The sequence below is a fragment of the Natronolimnobius baerhuensis genome (assembly GCF_002177135.1).
In the GTDB taxonomy this organism is placed as follows: Archaea; Halobacteriota; Halobacteria; order Halobacteriales; family Natrialbaceae; genus Natronolimnobius; species Natronolimnobius baerhuensis.
In genome coordinates, this window is the sequence record NZ_MWPH01000005.1 from 76,564 (window position 1) to 97,084 (window position 20,521).

Sequence of the window (20,521 nt, forward strand, 5' to 3'; positions counted from 1 at the left end):
GCTTTTGTCCTTTGAACCGTTATAGCGTTCATGAACCATGATGCGGTTCAGAAAGAGGGGACAAAGGAGGGGTCGTACGTTCGGCTCCCCGTTCCACTCGGTGATCCAGATGCATTTCGATATGGGGCAACAGCTGACGTCCTCCACCTCCTCGTCGATAATCCAGATCGAGCGTTTACGAACCGGGACCTCCGTCGGGTGACGGGAAGAGGATTAAGTGGTGTGAACGCTGCCGTCAATACTCTCGAGGCATTGGGCGTGATCACCGTCGATCGATCCGGCCGGGCAAACGCTGTTCGGATAGACCCTGAGATGCTCGTCAAATCAGACGATCCGGTAACGACAATCCCTCAATCGGAGTATCATGCACCAATCAGGACGATTCTCACTAGGCTTGAGGAACAGATCGCCGAAGACGTCGGCATCGTCCTCTTTGGCAGTGTCGCACGAGGCACTGCCGACCGAACCAGTGACATCGACCTGTTCGTCGTTGTCGAGGGGGATAGAATGCAGGCCCAGCGCGAAGCCCACGCTATCGAACAGGAAATTGCCGACGAGCAGTTCAACGGTGATCGATACGAAGCACACATTGTGGTCGAACCCAGAGAGTCGGCCCCAAATCACGACCGAATCAACGATATCCTCACCGAAGGACTAACACTCCAAGATTCACCCGTACTCGACGCAGTAAAACAGGAGGTGTTTGCCAGTGGGACTAAATGAGGTCGTTGACGCGCTCGAGCGCGTTGAACGGCTGTTAGAAGATGGTCAAACTGGCCCAGCACAGGACTCCCTCTCCTGGCAGCGAGCTAGCGACGACGCAGACATCCAACTCGGAAAGGCATGCGCTATGCTGGGAACGTGCCGCCAGCTTCGGCAAGGAACAAACAACTATGTGAGCATCGTTGAACTCTCGTTTAACGCAATCGAGCGGTCGTTCCAGTTCTATCTCGTCGAAATGACTTCAGCGGAGTCAGCAGATTACAGAAAGCACGAGGAAGTGTTCGCCGACATCGCGGCACGAAACGTCTTCTCTGACGAAGAGGTCGCCAGTCGAATCGATGCCTTTCGCTCCGAACACCGTTCGCGATTCTACTACGATATCGATCGACCTGGACGGGACTTCGCGATGGGGATGCACGACTTAGCCGAGGAAGTCCACCACTACCTGGTCGAGTTTGCCGACGCTCACTCGCGGTGCAGTTGCAACGAGTGCGAGTGAATCTGTGTTCACCGTAGTCTCGCAGGGGTATCGCCGATTCTTCTCGGTCTTAACCAACATTCTACTCTATTGGTCCGATGTGTTGGTTAAGGCCCCAGCATAGAACACGTTCGTTTCTGGAAACAGTCGAACCGCTGTAATTCGGTAGCAAAACCCGTTCTACAAGGGGTGGGTAGCCGGTGGAAGCCTCCAAGCCTCCCACCCAGGTTTGTCGAGACACTTTCCGGAAATGACCCAGTCACGTTTTTATGACTTGCCGAGAAACCTGCCTGTCACTAACGTATGATCCGCGATGCTCGAGTCCTCCGCGCCGGATTTGTCCCTCGAGAAGTCGAGCATCGCGACGCCGAAGTCAACCATCTATCTAGCGTTCTCAAACCGATTACGAACGGCGAACCTGCTGAGACTGCCATCGTGACCGGTCCAAGCGGAATCGGGAAAACGTGTATCTCGAGATTCGTCACCGAACGCCTTCGCGAAGAGGTCCTCGAGGTTGAAGCAACCTATGTCAACTGCTGGCGGAACTATACGCGGTTTCGAACGCTCTATCAGATCCTCGACGATCTTGGAACAACAATCGATATTCATCGACAGTCGACTCCCCACGATGAACTTATCGAGCGGCTTCAACAGTATGACGGCCCTCGAACCGTGATTATCCTCGACGAAGTCGACCAACTCGAGGACCCCAGTATTCTCTACGATCTCCACAGCCTCCCACAGTTCGCGGTGATCTGTATCGCAAACAAAGAAGAGGACCTGTTCAATCGTGTTGACGACCGACTCGTGAGCCGTCTTCGATCGAGTGAGCACGTCCGGATGGACAAATACCACGACGAACAACTCTATGATATTCTGCGGACTCGAGCGAAGTGGGGGCTCGAAAAGGACGTCGTCACAGAGGATCAACTCTATCGGATCGCGGATGCAGCAGCTGGTGATGCTCGGCTCGCTATCGGTGTTCTTCGCTCCGCTGCGAGCAAAGCTGATCGGGAAAATCACGAACGAGTCACAGACGATGTGCTTCTAGACGCAGCGACGGATGCCCGTGCACAGATCAGACAACGAAGCCTCGATTCACTCACACCTCATCAACAGAAAGTCTACACTATTGTCCGCGATCACGGCCCTCTTGCACCGAGTACGATTCACGAGTACTACGTTGACGAAGTCGAGGATCCCCGGACAAAACGAACAGTGCGATCATACCTCTCAAAGATGGCACAGTACAACCTCCTCGAGGCAGAAGGGACGAGTCGTGATCGACAGTACTCGGTTGTCGACTCAACGGCAGCTACATCTATTCAGTGATTTACAACACCATCGTACTACGGTTAGGGTCTAGTTAGCACAACTTGAAATCGAATCAAAACAGCTGTATCAAACGAATATAGTCTGACAGTGGTTTCACAAGTACGTATTGACCGCAGCGACAGCACCTGATGAGAAGGTGAGCAAGCATCCGAGAGTAGCTTGGAGAATGTATACTATTATAACAGACAACAACTATATTGGATACTCAGCACACAAATGCTAGTGGAAGTCAAAGCTAGGCAATTATTTTATCATATGCTTTCTCTGTATACCAGCTATGTGGGGTTGATCTTCTGGTTGACGATCGCCGGCCCCAATCAAGTCAATTTGCCAATCTTCCTCATTCTTGGAGGCGAAGATATGAACTAGTTCGCCATGATCAAGTCTATCGTAGTCATTTCCGCTGAATTCGACTGTTCTATCGCTTTCTTCTTTAATTGTAGCAACAGACTCGAGAGAGCCAGTCGTTCCCTGGTCGCGTTTGATTTTACCTTCCACTTCTTTTGGAGTCTTAATATCTAAGCTAAGGGCTTGTTCTATAATCATATCTCTAGTCTGAAAATCAATATGAAACCCTTCACTGTCTCCAGGATCATGTTGCGTTCCAATGTGTCTCGAATCAATTAATGTTGATGCAGTAAAAGGTAGGTTCTCTGCAATTGGATCCATTGCCTGAGAAAATGCACTTTCTATAGACAATGGTCTGGTAATCCACACGGGGGCTGGCTCTATCGGTTCTCTTCTTGTATCACCTAGTATGTTTTCATACCGGACAAAAAGATGAACTATTGCACTCTGAGTTCCCGTGTAGTTGAGTTTTGCTGTCGCAGTTGTGAATCGAGAGAGTGTATCTGTGAAGTAGTCGCTCTCCAATCCAATAACAACAGACGAGTCAAATTCTCCACTGTCATTAGCGGCGAGGTTTGAACCTAGAGATAATAAAGAATTACTACTTTCAGTTAGAGGAGTTACAGTCGGCTGAATATCATAATATTCGTTCTTGGTTTCAATCTGGCTCACTAATGCGAGGTTCCTCGCGATACCATTTCCCTCGTTTTCTATTTCAAGTGTAATTCTATCGCCTAATTTGAAGGAGATTGATGAGACTGATATCAGAGGTTCGTGGTTTGCGCGGCTAATTTCAGTCTGTGTCTCAATGAGTTCAGTTTGGTTTCCTTGTATCTCTGCTTGTGTCTTCTGAACATTCCTCATTTGGCGATAAAAATAGACCAAGAGTGCGCTGAGCAGAACAGAACCAAGAGCTCCGATTACCTCGCTCCAGCGAAGAAGCCAATCGAATATCGGCTCGATCAATTGATAGCCAACATCCCACATCAGTTCTACTAATGAGCCAATTGTAAATATTATTTATCAATCAGGGGAACTACCCTGTGGTCAGAACTCCAAGATAGATCTTCTCATTAGTGTCCGTGAATCCAGTGAGAGTCGGACAGGATCGCCCCAGTATTTCCCTCAAGGACCACCGTAAGAACGAGATTGGTGGTAGTTCTTGTCCGGAATACAGGCTATCCGGACGATATGAATTTGATGGACAGAAGTACCGTAGCGATATGATGATCCAACTCAACCGGAAGGAAGCAGGATGATTGTTTGCTGACATCAGAAAACAATAGATATGCTTTCTTCTCAGCGCATGCTGCAGTTGATGATAGAATCGCATCTAAATGCTACTGCAAATGGCACCATCCAACGATACTTCTATATGGTGTCAGCACCTAACTATACCTGCAAAGGCTTGTGCCCCGGTGCGCTGCCATATAATGCACCGTGTCACCGAACCCATCATAAAACTACCCTGAGCAGGTAATTGGGTTCGGATTGATTTTTCCTACGTGCTAGTAATACTTAACGCTTGCGCAGATAAGGGTGGGTCGTAAAGATATTAGGACCGCTCGTAAATTCTCCAGATACCTGCCAACCTGATGATAGTGGTGGCAAATAAGCAGTCGACCTTATTTTGAAGCAAAAAAGTAGGGGTCAATCTCCAATAGAATAAGCAACCTCCCTTATTCGACCATAGGCCAAAACATAGTGGATCTCCTTCTGATGATTTGAGTCTGAATGAACTATCTTCAGCATTCCAAATATCTAAAAGAGGGGGGGTTAATCCGTGATGTTTTATATACTCAGAGCATACATGTTACAGCATGGTTCGCCAGAAACACGTTGATCTCTCTCCAAGCAAGGAAACATACCAGGCGGTCAAAGCAGATGTCAATCCACGCTCAGCAATCAAGGAGCTCGTCGACAATGCAATCGATAATCGTACTCGAAATGAAGCACAAGAGGACTCCCTTCGCGTCAAAATCACACACTTGACGCCAGAAGAAAGCCCGAATGACACTGAGGAGTTGGTGATTTGGGATAATTCAGGTGGACTGAAAGAAAAAAACCTGAAACTTTTTTTCGCCCTTGGTGAATCTGCGAAAGAGACTATTGAGGGCTCTATCGGCGCGTATGGCATCGGTGCAAAGAAGGCCTGCGCCTACCTCGGAGATACCGCCGAATTTCGGACACGTTACGAAGACGTTGAGCGAGGATACGGTTTCACAGTTGATGAAGAATGGCTCAACAGCGATACATGGACTGTGGGTCAGGAATACTACGAGAACATTGAACCTGGTACGACAGAAATCAGGATTCGAGAACTCAATTTCACTTGGGAGGATATCCAAGAGCCACTTCAGAGGGATCTAAGTGAGACATATGAAATGTTCCTTGGAGGAGGTGTTGTTCAGGAAGAACATGACTTCGAATTGTTGGTAAATGGGGAACCAATTGAACCGCCGCTTCCTGTCGAGTGGTCGTTCTGTCCACTTGACGGCTATTTTCCGCGTCGCTACGAGGGATTCCAACTCTTCCCAAATGACGAGGCTGAGTCAGAGGCCCCAATTATCATGCACGTCACAGTTGGACTCATGCGACAGGCCAGTCAAAAAGAATCTGGCACGGATGTCTTTTGCCAACGGCGGAAAGTGCTAGTCCGAGATACAGGAGAAGAGGGTGGCTTTGGATCGGGGAAACACAAATTAGGGACCTTTGGCACTGGTCAGAAACGGCTCCGAATTATTGTTGAACTCGAGACGGACGGTGATGCCGAGCGCCTCCCATGGGACGCCCAGAAGTCTCATCTCAATCAATATGACCCAGTTGCCCAGGAGATGTATATTTATCTTAATCGGGTGGCGAAACACTACTATTCAGCAACGTATAGTAAGATCCCACAGTCGATACTCCGTCCTTACGACGAGACACATCGCTATGCAGAAAACGATGGAGGCGTCTATATTCACGATTACAACGATCGAGTGCGAGTTACGGATCGACCAGATGCTGATGCACCGACTATCAAACAAGTACGCCAGATCGCGGAAACTCATGCGCAACTGGGCATCCGATACGAAGACGACCGACTCAAACCTGAGGCTTATCCTGCTTATCATTCGCTTCTGGAGGAAACTTTCGAGAGGGAGGTAGAGGAACTCGATGAGCTAGTCGATATTCAGGGACCCACAACTGGTATCAATTACGAGTCTATTAAGCCCCAAATCAAACAAATAGAGGCATACGCACGCCAGCACGCATCTGAGGACATCTATGTACCTGGTATCGCAGAGTGGGCAAAACCCAGATATCACGCTGAGCTACAAACCCTGGCCAAACTCGATGAATTGGAACCCGTTGATCGTGAGTTAGATCTCACAGTATCGAAGGAGGATAAAAAAGAAGAAGCTCTACAGGACGATGGACAATTAGACGACGGGAAATCGGAGGAATCGGCTAGAACCGAAACTGTACAGCGTGGACAAACGCTACAATTCGTCTTTGAAGATGACACCCAACGCGAACAGATTCTGGAAGCGCTCGACTTGTCTTCTAATGCAACTGCAACTGAAGCCGCCAAGAAACTGCTTGAGCGACTTCAGCAAGACTAGCTAATATTGTCAACTCCACTTCCTTCCAGATTTGGAGATCCCCTCATAATCTATCTCTTCAAAATACTGTGCTGATTGTTGTGCATGACGGAGAATATCCTCTGGAGAGTAGGCTGGAATCCGATGATGGTTCTTTAGCGCGTATCGGAAGTACTCTTCCAGAATTTGGGTGAGTTGTAGTAGTAGATCTGACTCCGACGGAATATCACGATGCCAATCATGCCATACATATCGGAGGCGCTCAACATGGTGAGAATCATCGACTGCTAAATCACTTGGAACCCCCTCTCCGTCGCGCAATGCTACCTGTTTTAGTGGTGAAAAGGCACGCGCAGATTCATCTACATACGTTCCAAATGGTGGTGCATGTCGCTCTGACTGATTTGCTTGTACCATGGGCATACCCATCGGAATTTGTTCCATATGTTCTCGGTGGTCATCTAATCCCTCTAATACTTCTTCTGAAAAGTCCTTCCCATGAACCATTGGTCCAAACGCTAACCCAGCACGTGGCAAGATTGCATGGTGAATACCTTGTATCGTTATGCCCTCAGAGTCGGCCTCTGTTTCGTCATCGCTCACTAGTTCCCCGGTAACGAGTTCTGCGAGTTTACGGAATACTTTGTCGAGGAAACTTTCCATCGTGTCTCGTCGATCAGACATTACGTAGGCACCATCCATGATGGCGTAGCGGTCTAAGTCACCATCGACATCCACCTCACAAAGCGTCTGATGGAATTTGTATAGTGCATTCGCACACTGAGGCATCGACTGCAAGAGTTTTGATTGTATCCCCATTAGATCGATCCAACAGACGTACTGGTTCTGCGGTTCAGGCAGACTATCGGCGTCGAAGTAGACGCTGTGTGCATTACTCATGATGAGTGGATAGTAAACTGCTTGGGTAAAATAGTATTGAGTATTCCTAACCAAGATTAGAACGTCATATGGATGTTGTCTCAATAACGTGTTTAAATATATTGATTCAATCACAGACCTGATTAATGATAAGACACCTTATTTTATATACTGCCAACCTTGTATTTATATCTTATCAAAATAGTATTGAAATGGGAATGGTCCTTCCATGTCCTAGCTAGATGGTTAATTAATACACGAGATAACTTCAAACACCCATAATTTAGTACAGATCCACGTACTGGATCCACTCTTGTACAGTTACTCAACTTCACCACCCAGAATCAAACAGGAAATTGGAAAATCCACGGAGTCAAAATCCTCTGCTAGATTCACTGTTAGGCGTGTCCCTAACGCGGACTTCATCAAAACACATTCCTACCTCTCCGAGTCCTACCCCTATGGGGTGGAACACTGAGCCACGCACAAAGAAGCAGAGTTTGCTGGAAAATAGCGTTGCCACTACCGAGTCGGCTTCAGCCGAGATGATGCCACGCTACTGAGGCGAAGGATTTCGTCTCCGTCTTGTCGATTGATCGGAGACCGGAGTCGACCTCCTTCTTGTATTGGACCTTGGCCATCCGGTATCGATCTTCGGGCATATCCGCTGCTGTCCACAGTTCGTAGCCTTCCCGAAGCTTTCGCTTGATGTCGTCCACGACACCGAACTCTAATCGAAGTGCGTCCCCGTCACGATCTCAAACGTCGATATCATGTTTTGTGGCCCAGGCGATGAACGCGCTCGTGGATTGGTCGAGTCCTCGTTCCGCCGCTTCGATTGCTTTGGCACCGGCTTCGGCGGCTCGTCTGGTTGCTTCCCTGGCTTCCTTTACCGCGTCGTGAACAAGATCCGCGATGTACTTGGACCGCAGCGATACCTTCCCGTACTCTCGCTCGACCAGTTCCGGGATTCGACCGAGAGCGCGACGGACACTTCCTGGATGCCGTCCCGTTTCGTTAGCGATGTCTTGCGGGCTCACCTCACCACCGTCGGTTATGAGAACCTCGAGGGACTCCCACGTCGTTGGGGCAATTCCATCCGCGAGATATTTGATGATGACTGACTCTTGACGGTACTTGATCTGCGTGAAGTCCAACTCGATGACATCGCGATTGCGGTCGGAGTCCCCGACTGACAAGTATGCATCGTCGACTAGGTTCCCGTGCGTGACCGAAGTGAAAGGCCAACTTCCGCGAGGACGCTGAGAAGCGTTTCCTCGAGTTCTCGATTGAGCCGTTCGATATCGGCGGGCGATGCATCGAGTTGGTCGTTCCAGAACGAACACTGGTAGGAAGTACCGACATTCGGGCGCGCTATCGAGCGGTTGTTGTCGAGACTCACCGCGTGCTGTGCGTAGTAGTGTTCCACCTCTTTCAGGAGTTCGTGCGACGAGAACGCCTCGCGGACTCGTCGCGGGTCGGGAGTTGCCGTATGATAGTAGGGACAGATCGCGACCGTCTTCATCGCTGTCTTACTGAACGAACTTGCGCCGACCTGTGCAGTCGTTCTCGAGCAAGTAGCCCAGTTGCGCGAGAAGTCCATCGCGAACGTGTACCGGACCGCTCTCGTTCTTGTCGATCCGTACGCATCGTTCGGCATTGAGGATCGTCGAAAACTTGTATAGTTCGACGAAGTACCGACTGTTGATTCTGACTGCGCGTGCCGCGTACTGGATCAGCAGCTGATAGCGATTGAATTCGATATTCGATCCTTGGAGTGGAGGTTCAATACTTCTCACTGTCGACAGTATCTTAACCAACATCCCTACAGAACACGACCATATGTTGGTTAAGGCCAAGAACAGTCCTAATTCAGGAAGCTATCTTGGAAACAGAGATCAAAATACGGAACACAGACATAGAGCGTCGAACTACCACTCTGTCGCTATTCCTTGAAACATGGAAGCCACACGCTTCGGCTTATTGAAAGAGTGGATGTCTAGTCGAGTATGCCGAGAAACGACACGTCGATGTCGAACCGGTTTGTGACCGATCGACAGACTCGAGGTGCCGATCACAATCAGGATCTTGTCAAGCGAGCGGACCCGGCAACCGATGATCTCCTACTGCCTTCCCTCGAGGGTGGTATGACGCTCCTTGACGTCGACGGCGACCGAGGGGTTCCGATCTTACAGTCGCTTGTCCTCGATCATCTCCTCCTCCACGATGGGCCTGCCTTTTGGGTTGATGGAAATGGCCACGCTACGACGACTGCACTTGCTCAGATTGCACCCAGCCAGCGATTACTCGACCGAATTAATGTCGCCCGTGGTTTCACTGCGTATCAACACTACGGGGCGGTTTGCGATCTCCCGAAGGCGGTGAATCAGTCAATCCAACAGTCAACAACCGAGTCCTGTTCATCACGTCAGCGGAACTCAAATCCTGACGGATCATCCTCCCATACTCCCTCTCTTCTCGTGGTTCCATCGATCGACGTGCAGTATCGGAGCGATGAGACACTCCGGGGGACACATGCAGAGACCCTCCAAGCCCGAACACTCGCACGATTGGCGACCTATGCCGAAGGATACGATATCCCTGTCCTCGTTACCCGCAGTCGAAAAGATGAATTTACGGCACCGGTCGAGACGGCTGCTAATCATCCCCTGAAGTGTGAGCAAACTCGGATGGGACCACGGTTCGTGGGCGACGAATTCGAGACGCTCGTATACCCAGTTGGCGACGGCGCGTACTATCAGACCACGTTCGCGTATTGGCAGCAATTGCTCAGTGCTCGAGCAACGCAACTCGGTCTAGAGCCCGTACCTCCTTCGACATCAACGGGGAGTGGTGCAGGCGTTGGGTCTGGCATAACTGCCGGTGGTGACACGACAACGTTGAGTGCGAATCCACTACTCGATGCATGGACTGCAGCTGGCACAGGAGGGCAATAGCGATGGGGCGAACCAATCCAACCTACCGGGACGCGCTCCGAGCTATCGAGGAGCGGTGGACCGACTTCCGACGAGCGCTTCGGCGTCGCGATCAACCTCGCTTCGACCAGTTGTTCCAGTACGCTCGCGAGCATGCTGACGCCAGTGGACTCCTGAACCACCAAAATCCACTCCTACCGGCGCTCCTCAGTATTGATCTCGAGCAAGAGGCTCGTCTAGATGCACACGAAGAACGCCTTGAGGACCTCGAGGCTGCGCTCGAGGAAAGAGACAACCGCGAGGCAGACTGTCGTGAGAAAGACGACTAGCCATGCCGTTTACAATTGATTTCCTCGATGATGGCCGCACCCTCGAATGGGATGAAACACCAGATGGGCCTGTCGTGACCGAACGTGACGACTACACACCGCGTTTCTACATCGCGCCTCGCTCTCCTGGAAGTGATCTCGATCTTACGAAACTCCAGGCAATCTATGACCGCCATCCAGATGTTGTCTCTACCGAGATTCGTTCCCGACGACCTAGCTTTCGCCGTGATGAGGAACCAGTCCTCGCTGTTGACGGTGTCCACATTGACCGAGTTAGCTCGCTTGCCAACCAAGCTCGGCAGCGAACCGAGTATCCAATTGGTGATCTCGCCTGCTTCAACGTTGACTTCTCTCGAGAATTCCGGTACTGCTTGGAGACGGGAATCGATCCGACACCGGCGGCAGATCTATCGATGCTCCGACTCAGTGTTCCGATGACCGAAGCGGGTAACGAGACATACACTGAGCTGTCCGTCGCTGGAGAGACCATCAGTGGTTCACCGATGGATATCCTGACCGCGGTTCAAGCCGCTCTCGAGACACATGATCCGGATATTCTGGTTTGCTCGACCAGCGAGATTATTCCGGCGCTATACAAGATGGCTACGGCTGCCGGCGTCGACGGCTTTACCTTGAGTCGGTGGCCCGATATCGACTACCAGCAACTTGCAAGCCAGTCAACGTACTCGAGTTACGGCCGTGTTGGGCACTCTCCTGCTCGGTACAACGTCCCGGGAAGAGCGATTATCGACGAGTCAAACACGTTCTTTTACGGCGAGACGAATCTTGATGGGGTCCTTGATCTCGTCTCACGCTCGAAGAAACCCGTTCAAGAACTTGCCTGGGCATCAATTGGAAATGTTCTCACTGCGATTCAAATTTGCGAGGCTCACGAACGCGGCGTCCTCGTCCCATGGAACTCCTGGCGGCATGAATTCTACAAGCCGATGGGGACGCTTCACGATGCCGACCGCGGAGGATTCATCTTCGCACCGGAGGTTGGATTCCACGAGGATGTCCATGAACTCGATTTCTCGAGTCTCTACCCGAATATCATCTGTACACGGAACGTCTCCCCGGACGTCATCCGATGTGAGTGTCATCGTGACCGCGATGACGTCCCCGGGCTTGGGTACTCGATTTGTGACGAGCGTGGCTATCTCGTCGACGTCCTCGAGCCGATCATCGATGCACGCGACAAGATCAAAGCCGCCATCCGTCACGAACAGCAGTGCAAGGATCCCGATGAAGATCGACTTACAGAACTCGAGGGGCGGTCGGAAGCACTAAAGTGGATTCTCGTCGCTTGCTTTGGGTACCAGGGGTTTAGCAACGCGAAGTTTGGCCGGATTGAATGCCACGAAGCAATCAACGCATTCGCTCGAGAGATTCTGCTGACGGCTAAGCAGCGGTTGGAAGTCGGCGGATGGCGAGTCGTCCATGGTATCGTTGACTCGATCTGGGTTACTCCAGACCCAAGCGTTGATGAAGCCAATCGAACCGATCTCGAGACGCTCTCGAGTGAGATCTCGACAACCGTTGATATCCGACTTGAACACGAAGCCCACTACGACTGGGTTGCGTTCGTCCCGCAACGAGAGAGTGCCGCCGGTGCGTTGACAAAGTATTTCGGGAAGGTTGACGGGAAGGATGAATTCAAGATCAGAGGTATCGAAGCCCGGCAGCGATCGACGCCGCCGTTCGTCAAAGATGTGCAACAAGAGTGCCTCGAACGCCTCGACGCAACCCGATCACCGGCGGCTGTTCTCAGCTCTCTCGAGGCTGCAATCGAGAAACTGCATGCGGGAGATGTAGCAGTGGAACAACTCGTCGAGCGAAATCGCGTCTCCAAACCGCTTGAGGGATACACGCAAAATACCCAGAACGTGGCGGCGTTGAAACGTGCTCATGATCAGGACGTTGCTATCCATCCGGGTCAGGATATCGAATATGTGGTCGTCGACGATAAAAAGACCTCGCGAGAACGAGTCGCGTTGGCTCACGAAGAGATCAAGTCGTATGATCCATCGTATTATGAGACGGAACTCGTCAGAGCTGTAGAAAGTCTGCTGTCACCGATAGGCTGGGACCGGTCGAAAGTTCGTCGAGAACTCGCGGAGACACGGGTGACGGAGTTGACGACGTTCGCGAACACCGAGCAAGATTAATCAACACGCGAGTCGGTTGGCGAAGATATATTGGTTAATCATGGTTCCCATAATGGAGAACCCCCACACCCCGTGTGCGATATGAAATAGAGAAGACGACGGGAGGGGGGTTCCCAAAGAGAAACTACGTAACACCAAGAATCCACGATTTCATGGAGGAGAGGTCTCAAAGACAGTAATATCGAAATGGAATATATTTCAGGGAAATTTTTATATAGTTACCCTGTCAACCAAAACCGTACTGGAACTAGAGTCAATCGAAGCGAAACAGTTTGTTTCGTGATATAACGATTCTCGTCTATGGATTTCCTGTCTTTTGGGTTGTCGTCTTCGCCGGTTCTACGCCTTTTCGTGGCCTCTATCCCCAATCCCCGAGATCTTCGGATGATTCGTCCCCGCCTACCCTCTCGTCAAATTCATATCGCACACGGGGTGTGGGGGTGGCTCCCCGGCAAGATCCAATCCCACTTAGGATAGTCAGGGTAGTATTCTTAGTACTACCCGGGCTGAGAGCAGTCTCATGTTTCATCTTGCACACGGGGGGTCTCACCACTAACCTCTTCTAACCAACTCGATATCGGCGACTGCTCAATAAGCTGTCCGTTATTTCATATCGCACACGGGGGGAGGGGGGTCGTTACGGACAATTGATTTCGCCCACGGTTACTATGTCACACCGTTCACCATCTACAAAGACGCTTCTATTGGCTGATTTCGACCGATTTGACCTCGCACACGGCACCCATATTTATTTATGGTCTCGACTTAATCCCCAAACATGACTGACGGCGACGATCAACAATCCCTCTCACAATCTATCAAAGGCCGTCTTCAAGAGGGCGTTCAGAACTCTGTATTTCGAGATAAAGGACTTCTCGACCCGGATGCCGTCATCGACGAGGATCGGATCGTGGGTCGTGATGATCAGTTGGACGATATCATCACCTATCTTCGACCAGCATTGCAGGGAAACCGTCCTCCCAACATGCTCCTCTACGGGCCGTCGGGAACCGGGAAATCGCTCATCATCAACGCGGTCTGTCAACAAGTTCTCGAACTTGCGAATTCCCAGGAAGATCGGTTCGGTGTTATCAAAATCAACTGCCAAACGATCAAGTCGCACGACCGTGCTGTCTATCGCTTGGCAAAGAATGCAGCTGACGAAGCTGGTGTCGATGTCGGTATTCCCCAAAGCGGTATTTCGACGGACCAGAAGCTCAATCGGTTCTACGAAGTCTTGAGCAATAACTTCGACTCGGTCATCATTATCCTCGATGAGGTCGATCTCCTGGTGGGCCGGCAACGGGATCCGAACGACGAACCGGCGTATTCGAAACTGCTCTACCAACTGTCGCGAGCATCACAGCTCGGTCGCATTGAGGGGCACGTTTCCGTCGCCGCGCTCACGAACGATCCCCGGTTTATGGAACATCTCGATGGCCGGGCTGAGAGTTCGTTCAATCCACAGGATGTCGTTTTCCCAGATTACGACGCGAACCAACTGCAGTCGATCCTCGAACGACGTCGTGACGCATACCAAGACGATGTTCTAGAACACGGTATTATTCCGCTCAGTTCCGCATTTGCCGCCCAGGACCATGGCGATGCTCGAAAGGCAATTGATCTGTTCAGGAAAGCCGGTGAAATCGCTGACCGGGCCGGTGAAGATACGATTCGTGAAGAGCACGTTCGTGGCGCCCAGAAAGAAGCTGAACGAGACCGGACGTTAACCCAGATGCAGGGACTATCGACACAAAAGAAGCTCTCGCTTTATGCCACCGCGATTGTCCCCGTCCACTCAAAGCGAAACCTCAACGCTGTTCCCAGCACGGTTGCTTACCGCGTATATCAGTACCTCACAGACCTGCTAGATGCTGACGAGAAATCTCGTGACTCGTATTTGCGGTACATGAGTGAGGCTGAGACCTACAATTTTGTCACGTCTGCGAAACGAGGACGTGGCTACGGGAGTGGCGTCCACAAGGAGTATACCTTCGTTGACGATCCAGAGGTGGTCGCCGAAACTCTTCAGGCTGATATCCGACTCGAACAAGCTGAGCATGAGGTGGATCTTGTCAAATCTGTTGTCAACGCGCAGATAGACGATTTCTTTGAGGGGAACTAACGCAAAGAGACGCCGATTCCGGGTCCGAGTTCATTTCGCACATGGAGTGTGCTTCCGCCGGAAATATTATTAGAATTGTTATGTATGTCTGACAACGGTATGAATAATTTCACTTCGCACACGGGGTGTCCTACCCTCCATCTATCAATCAATTCATCTCTCACACGGGGTCCACAGTAAAGTGAGAGCAAATTCATTTCGCACACGGAGGGTGCTGACTCGATGCAGTCGCCGAATTCACTTCGCACATGGGGTGTTGATGCTTATGGCCGGTATGCTTGAGTCATTCACTGGTGTTCGTCTCCGCGTACTTAAGACGACGACAAACAGCATCTGCTCACTCCCTGTTCGGATCAACTTCGGGACGGCCACTTACAGATACCGTCGCTGTTGCTGTCGCGGTGAGTACAGTTTACTTCTGTTGCTGGCTGAGGAACTCGAGGAGCGTCTCGATATCCTCAGCGTTGGCCGAGGATTGACCGAACATACTCTTGAAACGGTGATCTAACCCACCGTCTTCGATGAACGTTTGTGCGTTGCTGAGCTGGTCACGAAGGGCATCAACATCTCCGCGATACAGATGCGTCTCGACTAGATCTAAGTCGATTGAGGGAATTGCGGAAAGGACATCAGCGAGATCCGTTTTCCGGCCACTATGGAGCTTGGCGGCAACAAGCACTTCTCCGTCAGCAGCTCGTGCCGTCGTCGACTGAGTTCCGCCTGAAATCGTTGTCGGGGAACTGTGCTTGCGCAGATAGTCGAACAACCACTCTGCTTCGGTCTGTCGGCAGCCGAGGCCGTTCACAAGGATGTCTACGCCGACCGGGTGAGGCAATCCCTCGGTGCGCTCGAAGAGTTCAATTTCACGATTATAGATGGTTTCTTCCGGTGGGACTTCGAGATCGGCCTGTCGTTCGAAACTGCGCGCTTCGAGAAAGGCAACGACTTCGTCGTAGTCGTCTGGGGCGATGACGAGGTCGAGATCGGTCGAAAATCGCGTTTCGAACCGACTGATCGCGTAGCCACCAACGAGGACGAACCCGATATCAGACTGCTCCAGTTCTTCGAGCACTTCGATGAGTGCTTCACTGCGGTCTTCTTGACTCATGTTCAGGCTGGCTCCATCCGGTAGGCGGCGTCAGTGTCGACGTCGTCGTACATCCGACCGAGCATGTCGAGTGCCGACTCGAAGGTCGCGTAGTACTCGTTTGCGAACGCCACGGTTTCCTGAAGCGGGATTACGGGCCGTCCGTCGACCATCTCGGCCTCGATCTGTGACCGCGGCTCCAGAACGACTTGGATAGTGCCATCGAGGTCTTCAGCGGGCTGTCGCTCCTCCGTAGTCTGGATTCCAAACCGATCAAAGAACTCCGTCCAGTCGTCAAGTTCGGACTCCTGAACGGCGATGAACAGCGGATAGTCTTCTGGGTCGCGAGCGACCTGGTAACCACCGCGGGTCCAGACGTAGACCGCATCGATAGTGGTGAATGCATACTCCATCCCCGCGAACTGCGGAAGGACATACCCTTCTGAAATTGACGGTGGCGAGATGTCTGCTGACGCCGTTAGGAACTCGAGACCGATGTCTCGAATCGTCTGATCGACGAGCTGGAGGCCATCATCGTACGCGACATATCCTGCCTCCTCGAGACGGTTCACGACGCGCCGAATCGTCTCCCGGTTCTCGTCGATCTTCCGCGCGACGCCCGAGATGGAATCGTCCGGGTCGAGCGCGAGGATAACCTTGAGTTCCTTCTCACCGCATATTTCGTACATCCTATGATTACACAATTCTGTGCAACACCCAAAAGGATTACTCTTCATGTGGGTTCTGTCGGTGTACGGATCTGGTATGCCATGGTCGTCTCGTGCCCTGCGCTCTCTCCTGGGCGCAAAAGCAACACCATGTTAACCAACGTCTGGCTGTTAAAGGCGGCGACTATTGGTTAAACAAGGCTACGGACCGAGTCTGGGGCCAAATTCGTCCCTATTCGTCGGTCGACTGCCATCGTTTGTGCTCCTGCCAAACGTTGTACTGCTTCAGTTTGCGACCGATGGTCTCGAGCGCATTAACACCGCGCTCGACGAGCTAGTGGCTGAGTCTGCGCCAGCCGAAGCATCTCCATCAGTGAGTTTCCTCCGGCGGCTCGATGAGGTCGTTGCTCTCTGCGACGAGGTCGCGAAAAGCCTGCTCGACGTCGCCGTCGACGGGAACTGTGTGACTCGCTAGCGGCGCGGGATAGGCTCGATCTCCCTGACTGCACAGGACGACGAGCCACTCGTCGTCGCCGACTCCGAATACAATGTAATGGTCGACATCAGTCCGCTGGAAAATACGCCGGTTCGGTCGTGTGATTGTCCGCCAGTTCGCGGGCAATGACGGCGCCGGTTGCCCCCCGTCAGCAACGGCGACGACATCGTCGGTTATGGTCTCGAGTGTGGCATCGATTTCCGCGCCGGTGAGGTGCCAACAGTCTGCTGGTCCGTTGCACTCCAACTGACTGACCACCTGATTCCGGAAGGTGATATAGTGCTCTCGAGCGAACTGCTTGTCGTCGTAGTAGTCGAGGAGGAGTCCACAGGCGAGCTGTGCGGGCCCGCTTCCGTTGTAACCCCACTCGAATCCGCTGGGGCTGTGATTGACGAGATCGAGACTCTGCTCAGGGGAGAGTCGCTGGTGTTCGGTGAGATTCAGAATAACGGGACTTCCGTCCACACGGAAGCCGACGTATTCGGCCGATTTTCGGTGCGCTTCAGCGGGCGATGCTACTGGAACTGATTCTGTACTGGTTGTTGGTGCGTTCTCGTTCATTCGTTGTTCGCGGGAGGTTGGTGATCCCCGCACCCCTCTTGGGGTTGAAAAAACAGGGTAGAGATTCGCTTGAGAACGTGTTTGACTGTTATAGCGTATTCTTCCGGTATCCCAGGGATGGCTATACTAGATAACCACTCTGGGCTCGGGTTTGAGGACGAGGAGAGGATATCTTTTGAAACTTCGGCTACGAGAATTTTTGTCCGCTGACTGGATATCCGACGAGAGTCAACCATCTCAAGGGTTGATTCAACTGGCGACAAAGCCACTGGATACGATGGGGTGGCAAACGATGTTCGTTTCCCCGCCCACCTACTCGTCAGGATTGACTGGTCCTTTGTATTTGGACTTGATTTGGTCTCCATCTCGCCACTGCCAGTAGTAGTAGCGATTGTCGTTGATTTCCTTGATGGTCGTTGTCGCTTTTGACGGGACGTCGTCTGGGAGGTCGGCAGAGCGCTCTTCGATGTCACTGCTGTCCGATTTCTCAGCAAGACGTGCCTCACGCTCCTGGTACTCAGCGAGTGCTTCGGCATAGTGGGCAATACGGCGAAGTTGATCAGATGAGTAGTCAGTGATCGCATCACCAAGATCGTCTGGGAGTTCCGCTGGCGGTTTCGGTGGTTCGTCGGACATGATCTCCCCTGTTAACCAACACTCTCCTCGAGTGCATAATTTTGTTGGTTAAACAGATAGAGTTGGTGTACCAGACTTGTTTGGCCGATCTGTGATCACAGACTAGTTCCTACTGTGGTTTTCTCGAGGTCTATTTCATCTGGAGTTCCAGTAGAACGCGTTTAGATCGACTTGAGAGGTGATTGTTGGATATGCACACGAAAGACACGAGTTCGTGTGCATATTGGGGAATTGTGTTTTGTCGACGCGCGGTCCCAAGGGATGATACCGGTAAAATCTTGTTTCCGTATTAGTCAAATAGAATAGTAACTGTTATAAGCTCCATAATATCCATATTCGAGAACATATCATGAACGAGAACAATGGAACATATCTTCCAAAATCCAGTTTTAGACATCGCAATAGCCGATTAGGATGGCCTAGATAGACAGCAATATCGTATTAATGTCGACTATAGAGACCCTAGAGGTTTTTATACCTGGGCGATATACCATAGGGTAATAAGATAGGTCGACATCCCACTGCGAAAAGCCGCATTGGTTCGAACCTGTTGGCGCAGGTTCGGACGTTCCTTTGGGGCAGTAGTCGGTGAGTGGCTCCATGCGACAATACTCACCGGCGTACGTAAACTTTACTGCCGCAAAGCGAAGCGACTAGTCGCTACTACGAAAAGACATTGAGTCTACGTAAGTTAGCCAACGACGTTCGGAATCATCACGAAAATCACGGAAGCCTTGAGGATCAGATCACGGTTCTCGCCCTACACCACTGGGTTCAAACCCGGCCAAGACCGGAAGGCCCGTTCCTAACAAAAAGGGAGATGAGTGAGCTCCTTGAGGATTTAGGGTTAGAACTGGACTGTAACTTAGATGTTGCAGTTGGTAACCTTGAGGAGTTCGGAGCCATGGACGGGTTCCGACCAGAAGACAACCCCGATTGGTACACGATTCGCCAACGCGATGGCGAATTCGTGATGGGGGAAGAAGACTTCCCCGAAGCAGTTGATGAAGAGATAAGGAGAGCACTCAGTCACATCGACTCACTGAGTGCTCGTGTAGCGATCGCTGATGGAGGAGAAGGGCCAAAACTTAACGACGATGGTCAAACTCTACGAGAAGAGGTTGCAGAGGAGATCGGCGTCGATGCAGATGAGTTGGAGTCCTACCTCCACGATGGTGGTGCTAACGAACGACGAGGCAAACTCGATGAAGTCGTGGAGGCTGTAGAAGGCAGTGAGACCTTCGAAAAGCCAGACAGTTACGACAAAATCGAGTGGATCCCCAGTGCAGTTCGGCATCATCTTACTGAAGGAGTGATCGAAAGCTACGATCTCTGAATTAGACTATTTCCCGAAAGGGAAATATTGCGGAATCGTAATTGAAGGGGCGATGGTTAGTTTGCCCTTTGGCCTTAGCCACTTACTCAAAATCTTCTTTGGTGATGGGTTCGCCCTTTGCAAAACGCTTCCATGCACCAGGGTTTTGAATAGCCATTATATCGGATGAACTGATGCCCATTGCTCCAGCAAAGAAGGTTAGGAACGGAAGAAGGGGGAGAAGAGAACTAGGATCAGAAGCAGCCAATATTGTAAAAAGCATGAATGGGAATATAAGCACACTACCACCAGTCATTTTCACTTGCATGTCTGACATTCGGTCTGGACAATCGAATGCTACCCGAGTAGGTGCCTTAAACCACCATCCTTGAAGTCGTGGTCTTGCCCCCGAGATATAACCAATAAGATAGTGGCACAACTCGTGTGCCCAGAGTCCGAGCCAACCTAAGAATAGTCCAGTGAAGACTAACAAAGGCAATTCTATCAATGTCATGACTTACACTACTGAAAACATAACTAAATCCCTACCGACTACCCCTGTTTCATGTGCTTCAACTGGATATCCGCTGTGCGGAGGCGGGGCGGGGGCGGTGTATTTTTTCGGCTTTGTCCCCTTGGGGACAGTGCGAAGGCAGAACGGTTGATTTGGACTTTTGAATACCCAGTCACCCTTCAGCAACGACAATCTCATGAGCGTCTTCGGCTTCCTCGTTATCCTCGAGAGCCAGGATTGCTTCTCTGACCTCTTCGGGAGTGGCTTCTTTCATTCCCGTTTCACTATCTAACATGGTGTTGACGCACCATCAATAATATCTCCACCAGATTCTGG

At 51.3% G+C, this 20,521-nt stretch carries 21 protein-coding genes; 9 read left to right on the forward strand and 12 right to left on the reverse strand.

The genetic code is table 11. The features are described 5' to 3' along the window. Positions 1-30: 30 nt before the first annotated feature. The 3 genes from B2G88_RS18205 to B2G88_RS18215 all read left to right on the forward strand — a co-directional run bounded on the left by B2G88_RS18205 (position 31) and on the right by B2G88_RS18215 (position 2,533). Positions 31-723, forward strand: coding sequence for a nucleotidyltransferase domain-containing protein (locus B2G88_RS18205; protein WP_087715599.1), 693 nt, complete (start codon positions 31-33; stop codon positions 721-723). Next, a complete protein-coding gene (locus tag B2G88_RS18210; RefSeq protein WP_054861982.1) occupies positions 710-1,222 on the forward strand; it encodes a hypothetical protein in 513 nt (170 codons plus the stop codon). Before B2G88_RS18205 ends, B2G88_RS18210 begins: the two co-directional genes overlap by 14 nt. 282 nt (positions 1,223-1,504) lie before the next feature. Continuing rightward, the gene (locus tag B2G88_RS18215) at positions 1,505-2,533 is read left to right on the forward strand and encodes a Cdc6/Cdc18 family protein (RefSeq protein WP_087715600.1); all 1,029 of its coding nucleotides are present in this window, start codon (positions 1,505-1,507) and stop codon (positions 2,531-2,533) included. 246 nt (positions 2,534-2,779) lie between these two features. On the opposite strand, the gene B2G88_RS18220 is transcribed toward B2G88_RS18215, so the two are convergent. After that, positions 2,780-3,871, reverse strand: coding sequence for a hypothetical protein (locus tag B2G88_RS18220; protein WP_087715601.1), 1,092 nt, complete (start codon positions 3,869-3,871; stop codon positions 2,780-2,782). A gap of 833 nt (positions 3,872-4,704) precedes the next feature. On the opposite strand from B2G88_RS18220, the gene B2G88_RS18225 reads away from it, so the two are divergent. Further along, complete coding sequence (locus tag B2G88_RS18225; RefSeq protein WP_087715602.1) at positions 4,705-6,492, forward strand: ATP-binding protein; 1,788 nt, start codon at positions 4,705-4,707, stop codon at positions 6,490-6,492. Positions 6,493-6,501: 9 nt separating this feature from the next. On the opposite strand, the gene B2G88_RS18230 is transcribed toward B2G88_RS18225, so the two are convergent. The 5 genes from B2G88_RS18230 to B2G88_RS20260 all read right to left on the reverse strand — a co-directional run bounded on the left by B2G88_RS18230 (position 6,502) and on the right by B2G88_RS20260 (position 9,173). Further along, entirely contained in the window at positions 6,502-7,371 is an 870-nt protein-coding gene (locus B2G88_RS18230; protein WP_087715603.1) for a hypothetical protein, read from the reverse strand. A gap of 515 nt (positions 7,372-7,886) precedes the next feature. Further along, entirely contained in the window at positions 7,887-8,069 is a 183-nt protein-coding gene (locus tag B2G88_RS18235; protein ID WP_087715604.1) for a hypothetical protein, read from the reverse strand. A gap of 39 nt (positions 8,070-8,108) precedes the next feature. Beyond that, positions 8,109-8,549: a helix-turn-helix domain-containing protein gene (locus B2G88_RS18240; protein ID WP_054861977.1), complete on the reverse strand. Its 441-nt coding sequence runs from the start codon at positions 8,547-8,549 to the stop codon at positions 8,109-8,111. Between the two features lie 14 nt (positions 8,550-8,563). Continuing rightward, positions 8,564-8,953, reverse strand: a complete 390-nt coding sequence (locus B2G88_RS18245) for a DUF7845 domain-containing protein (protein WP_449406697.1) — start codon at positions 8,951-8,953, stop codon at positions 8,564-8,566. Continuing rightward, complete coding sequence (locus B2G88_RS20260) at positions 8,883-9,173, reverse strand: DUF7845 domain-containing protein (protein ID WP_449406698.1); 291 nt, start codon at positions 9,171-9,173, stop codon at positions 8,883-8,885. The genes B2G88_RS18245 and B2G88_RS20260 overlap by 71 nt, the downstream gene beginning before the upstream one ends. A gap of 186 nt (positions 9,174-9,359) precedes the next feature. Here B2G88_RS20260 and B2G88_RS20190 point away from each other — a divergent pair, with 186 nt between their 5' ends. From B2G88_RS20190 to B2G88_RS18270, 4 genes are all read left to right on the forward strand, one after another. Then, complete coding sequence (locus B2G88_RS20190) at positions 9,360-10,307, forward strand: hypothetical protein (protein WP_087715605.1); 948 nt, start codon at positions 9,360-9,362, stop codon at positions 10,305-10,307. Positions 10,308-10,309: 2 nt separating this feature from the next. Then, positions 10,310-10,615: a hypothetical protein gene (locus B2G88_RS18260; RefSeq protein WP_054861974.1), complete on the forward strand. Its 306-nt coding sequence runs from the start codon at positions 10,310-10,312 to the stop codon at positions 10,613-10,615. A 2-nt stretch (positions 10,616-10,617) separates the two neighbouring features. Then, complete coding sequence (locus tag B2G88_RS18265; protein ID WP_054861973.1) at positions 10,618-12,783, forward strand: type B DNA-directed DNA polymerase; 2,166 nt, start codon at positions 10,618-10,620, stop codon at positions 12,781-12,783. 778 nt (positions 12,784-13,561) lie between these two features. Then, entirely contained in the window at positions 13,562-14,908 is a 1,347-nt protein-coding gene (locus tag B2G88_RS18270) for a Cdc6/Cdc18 family protein (RefSeq protein ID WP_054861972.1), read from the forward strand. Positions 14,909-15,320: 412 nt separating this feature from the next. Here B2G88_RS18270 and B2G88_RS18275 read toward each other — a convergent pair whose 3' ends face one another. The 4 genes from B2G88_RS18275 to B2G88_RS18290 all read right to left on the reverse strand — a co-directional run bounded on the left by B2G88_RS18275 (position 15,321) and on the right by B2G88_RS18290 (position 18,356). Continuing rightward, a complete protein-coding gene (locus tag B2G88_RS18275) occupies positions 15,321-16,016 on the reverse strand; it encodes a nucleotidyltransferase family protein (RefSeq protein WP_054861971.1) in 696 nt (231 codons plus the stop codon). A 2-nt stretch (positions 16,017-16,018) separates the two neighbouring features. Then, positions 16,019-16,684, reverse strand: a complete 666-nt coding sequence (locus B2G88_RS18280; protein WP_054861970.1) for a helix-turn-helix domain-containing protein — start codon at positions 16,682-16,684, stop codon at positions 16,019-16,021. A gap of 349 nt (positions 16,685-17,033) precedes the next feature. Then, positions 17,034-17,720: a DUF6166 domain-containing protein gene (locus B2G88_RS18285; RefSeq protein WP_087715606.1), complete on the reverse strand. Its 687-nt coding sequence runs from the start codon at positions 17,718-17,720 to the stop codon at positions 17,034-17,036. A 312-nt stretch (positions 17,721-18,032) separates the two neighbouring features. After that, a complete protein-coding gene (locus B2G88_RS18290) occupies positions 18,033-18,356 on the reverse strand; it encodes a hypothetical protein (RefSeq protein ID WP_054861969.1) in 324 nt (107 codons plus the stop codon). Between the two features lie 820 nt (positions 18,357-19,176). Between B2G88_RS18290 and B2G88_RS18295 the strand changes: the two genes are divergently transcribed. Next, positions 19,177-19,692: a hypothetical protein gene (locus B2G88_RS18295; protein WP_140408911.1), complete on the forward strand. Its 516-nt coding sequence runs from the start codon at positions 19,177-19,179 to the stop codon at positions 19,690-19,692. Between the two features lie 82 nt (positions 19,693-19,774). On the opposite strand, the gene B2G88_RS18300 is transcribed toward B2G88_RS18295, so the two are convergent. Together B2G88_RS18300 and B2G88_RS20115 are read right to left on the reverse strand one after the other, a co-directional pair. Beyond that, the gene (locus B2G88_RS18300; RefSeq protein WP_054861967.1) at positions 19,775-20,008 is read right to left on the reverse strand and encodes a hypothetical protein; all 234 of its coding nucleotides are present in this window, start codon (positions 20,006-20,008) and stop codon (positions 19,775-19,777) included. A 349-nt stretch (positions 20,009-20,357) separates the two neighbouring features. After that, positions 20,358-20,480, reverse strand: coding sequence for a hypothetical protein (locus B2G88_RS20115; RefSeq protein ID WP_281253900.1), 123 nt, complete (start codon positions 20,478-20,480; stop codon positions 20,358-20,360). Positions 20,481-20,521 lie beyond the last annotated feature (41 nt).

Coding starts and splice junctions, on each gene's coding strand:
- B2G88_RS18270 (WP_054861972.1), top strand. CDS start 13,562: ATGACTGACGGCGACGATCAACAATCCCTCTCACAATCTATCAAAGGC.
- B2G88_RS18285 (WP_087715606.1), bottom strand. CDS start 17,720: ATGAACGAGAACGCACCAACAACCAGTACAGAATCAGTTCCAGTAGCA.
- B2G88_RS18215 (WP_087715600.1), top strand. CDS start 1,505: ATGATCCGCGATGCTCGAGTCCTCCGCGCCGGATTTGTCCCTCGAGAA.
- B2G88_RS18295 (WP_140408911.1), top strand. CDS start 19,177: ATGAGTGAGCTCCTTGAGGATTTAGGGTTAGAACTGGACTGTAACTTA.
- B2G88_RS18290 (WP_054861969.1), bottom strand. CDS start 18,356: ATGTCCGACGAACCACCGAAACCGCCAGCGGAACTCCCAGACGATCTT.
- B2G88_RS20115 (WP_281253900.1), bottom strand. CDS start 20,480: ATGTTAGATAGTGAAACGGGAATGAAAGAAGCCACTCCCGAAGAGGTC.
- B2G88_RS18300 (WP_054861967.1), bottom strand. CDS start 20,008: ATGTCAGACATGCAAGTGAAAATGACTGGTGGTAGTGTGCTTATATTC.
- B2G88_RS18220 (WP_087715601.1), bottom strand. CDS start 3,871: ATGTGGGATGTTGGCTATCAATTGATCGAGCCGATATTCGATTGGCTT.
- B2G88_RS18225 (WP_087715602.1), top strand. CDS start 4,705: ATGGTTCGCCAGAAACACGTTGATCTCTCTCCAAGCAAGGAAACATAC.
- B2G88_RS18230 (WP_087715603.1), bottom strand. CDS start 7,371: ATGAGTAATGCACACAGCGTCTACTTCGACGCCGATAGTCTGCCTGAA.
- B2G88_RS18260 (WP_054861974.1), top strand. CDS start 10,310: ATGGGGCGAACCAATCCAACCTACCGGGACGCGCTCCGAGCTATCGAG.
- B2G88_RS20260 (WP_449406698.1), bottom strand. CDS start 9,173: ATGTTGGTTAAGATACTGTCGACAGTGAGAAGTATTGAACCTCCACTC.
- B2G88_RS18205 (WP_087715599.1), top strand. CDS start 31: ATGAACCATGATGCGGTTCAGAAAGAGGGGACAAAGGAGGGGTCGTAC.
- B2G88_RS18265 (WP_054861973.1), top strand. CDS start 10,618: ATGCCGTTTACAATTGATTTCCTCGATGATGGCCGCACCCTCGAATGG.
- B2G88_RS18245 (WP_449406697.1), bottom strand. CDS start 8,953: ATGGACTTCTCGCGCAACTGGGCTACTTGCTCGAGAACGACTGCACAG.
- B2G88_RS20190 (WP_087715605.1), top strand. CDS start 9,360: ATGCCGAGAAACGACACGTCGATGTCGAACCGGTTTGTGACCGATCGA.
- B2G88_RS18275 (WP_054861971.1), bottom strand. CDS start 16,016: ATGAGTCAAGAAGACCGCAGTGAAGCACTCATCGAAGTGCTCGAAGAA.
- B2G88_RS18280 (WP_054861970.1), bottom strand. CDS start 16,684: ATGTACGAAATATGCGGTGAGAAGGAACTCAAGGTTATCCTCGCGCTC.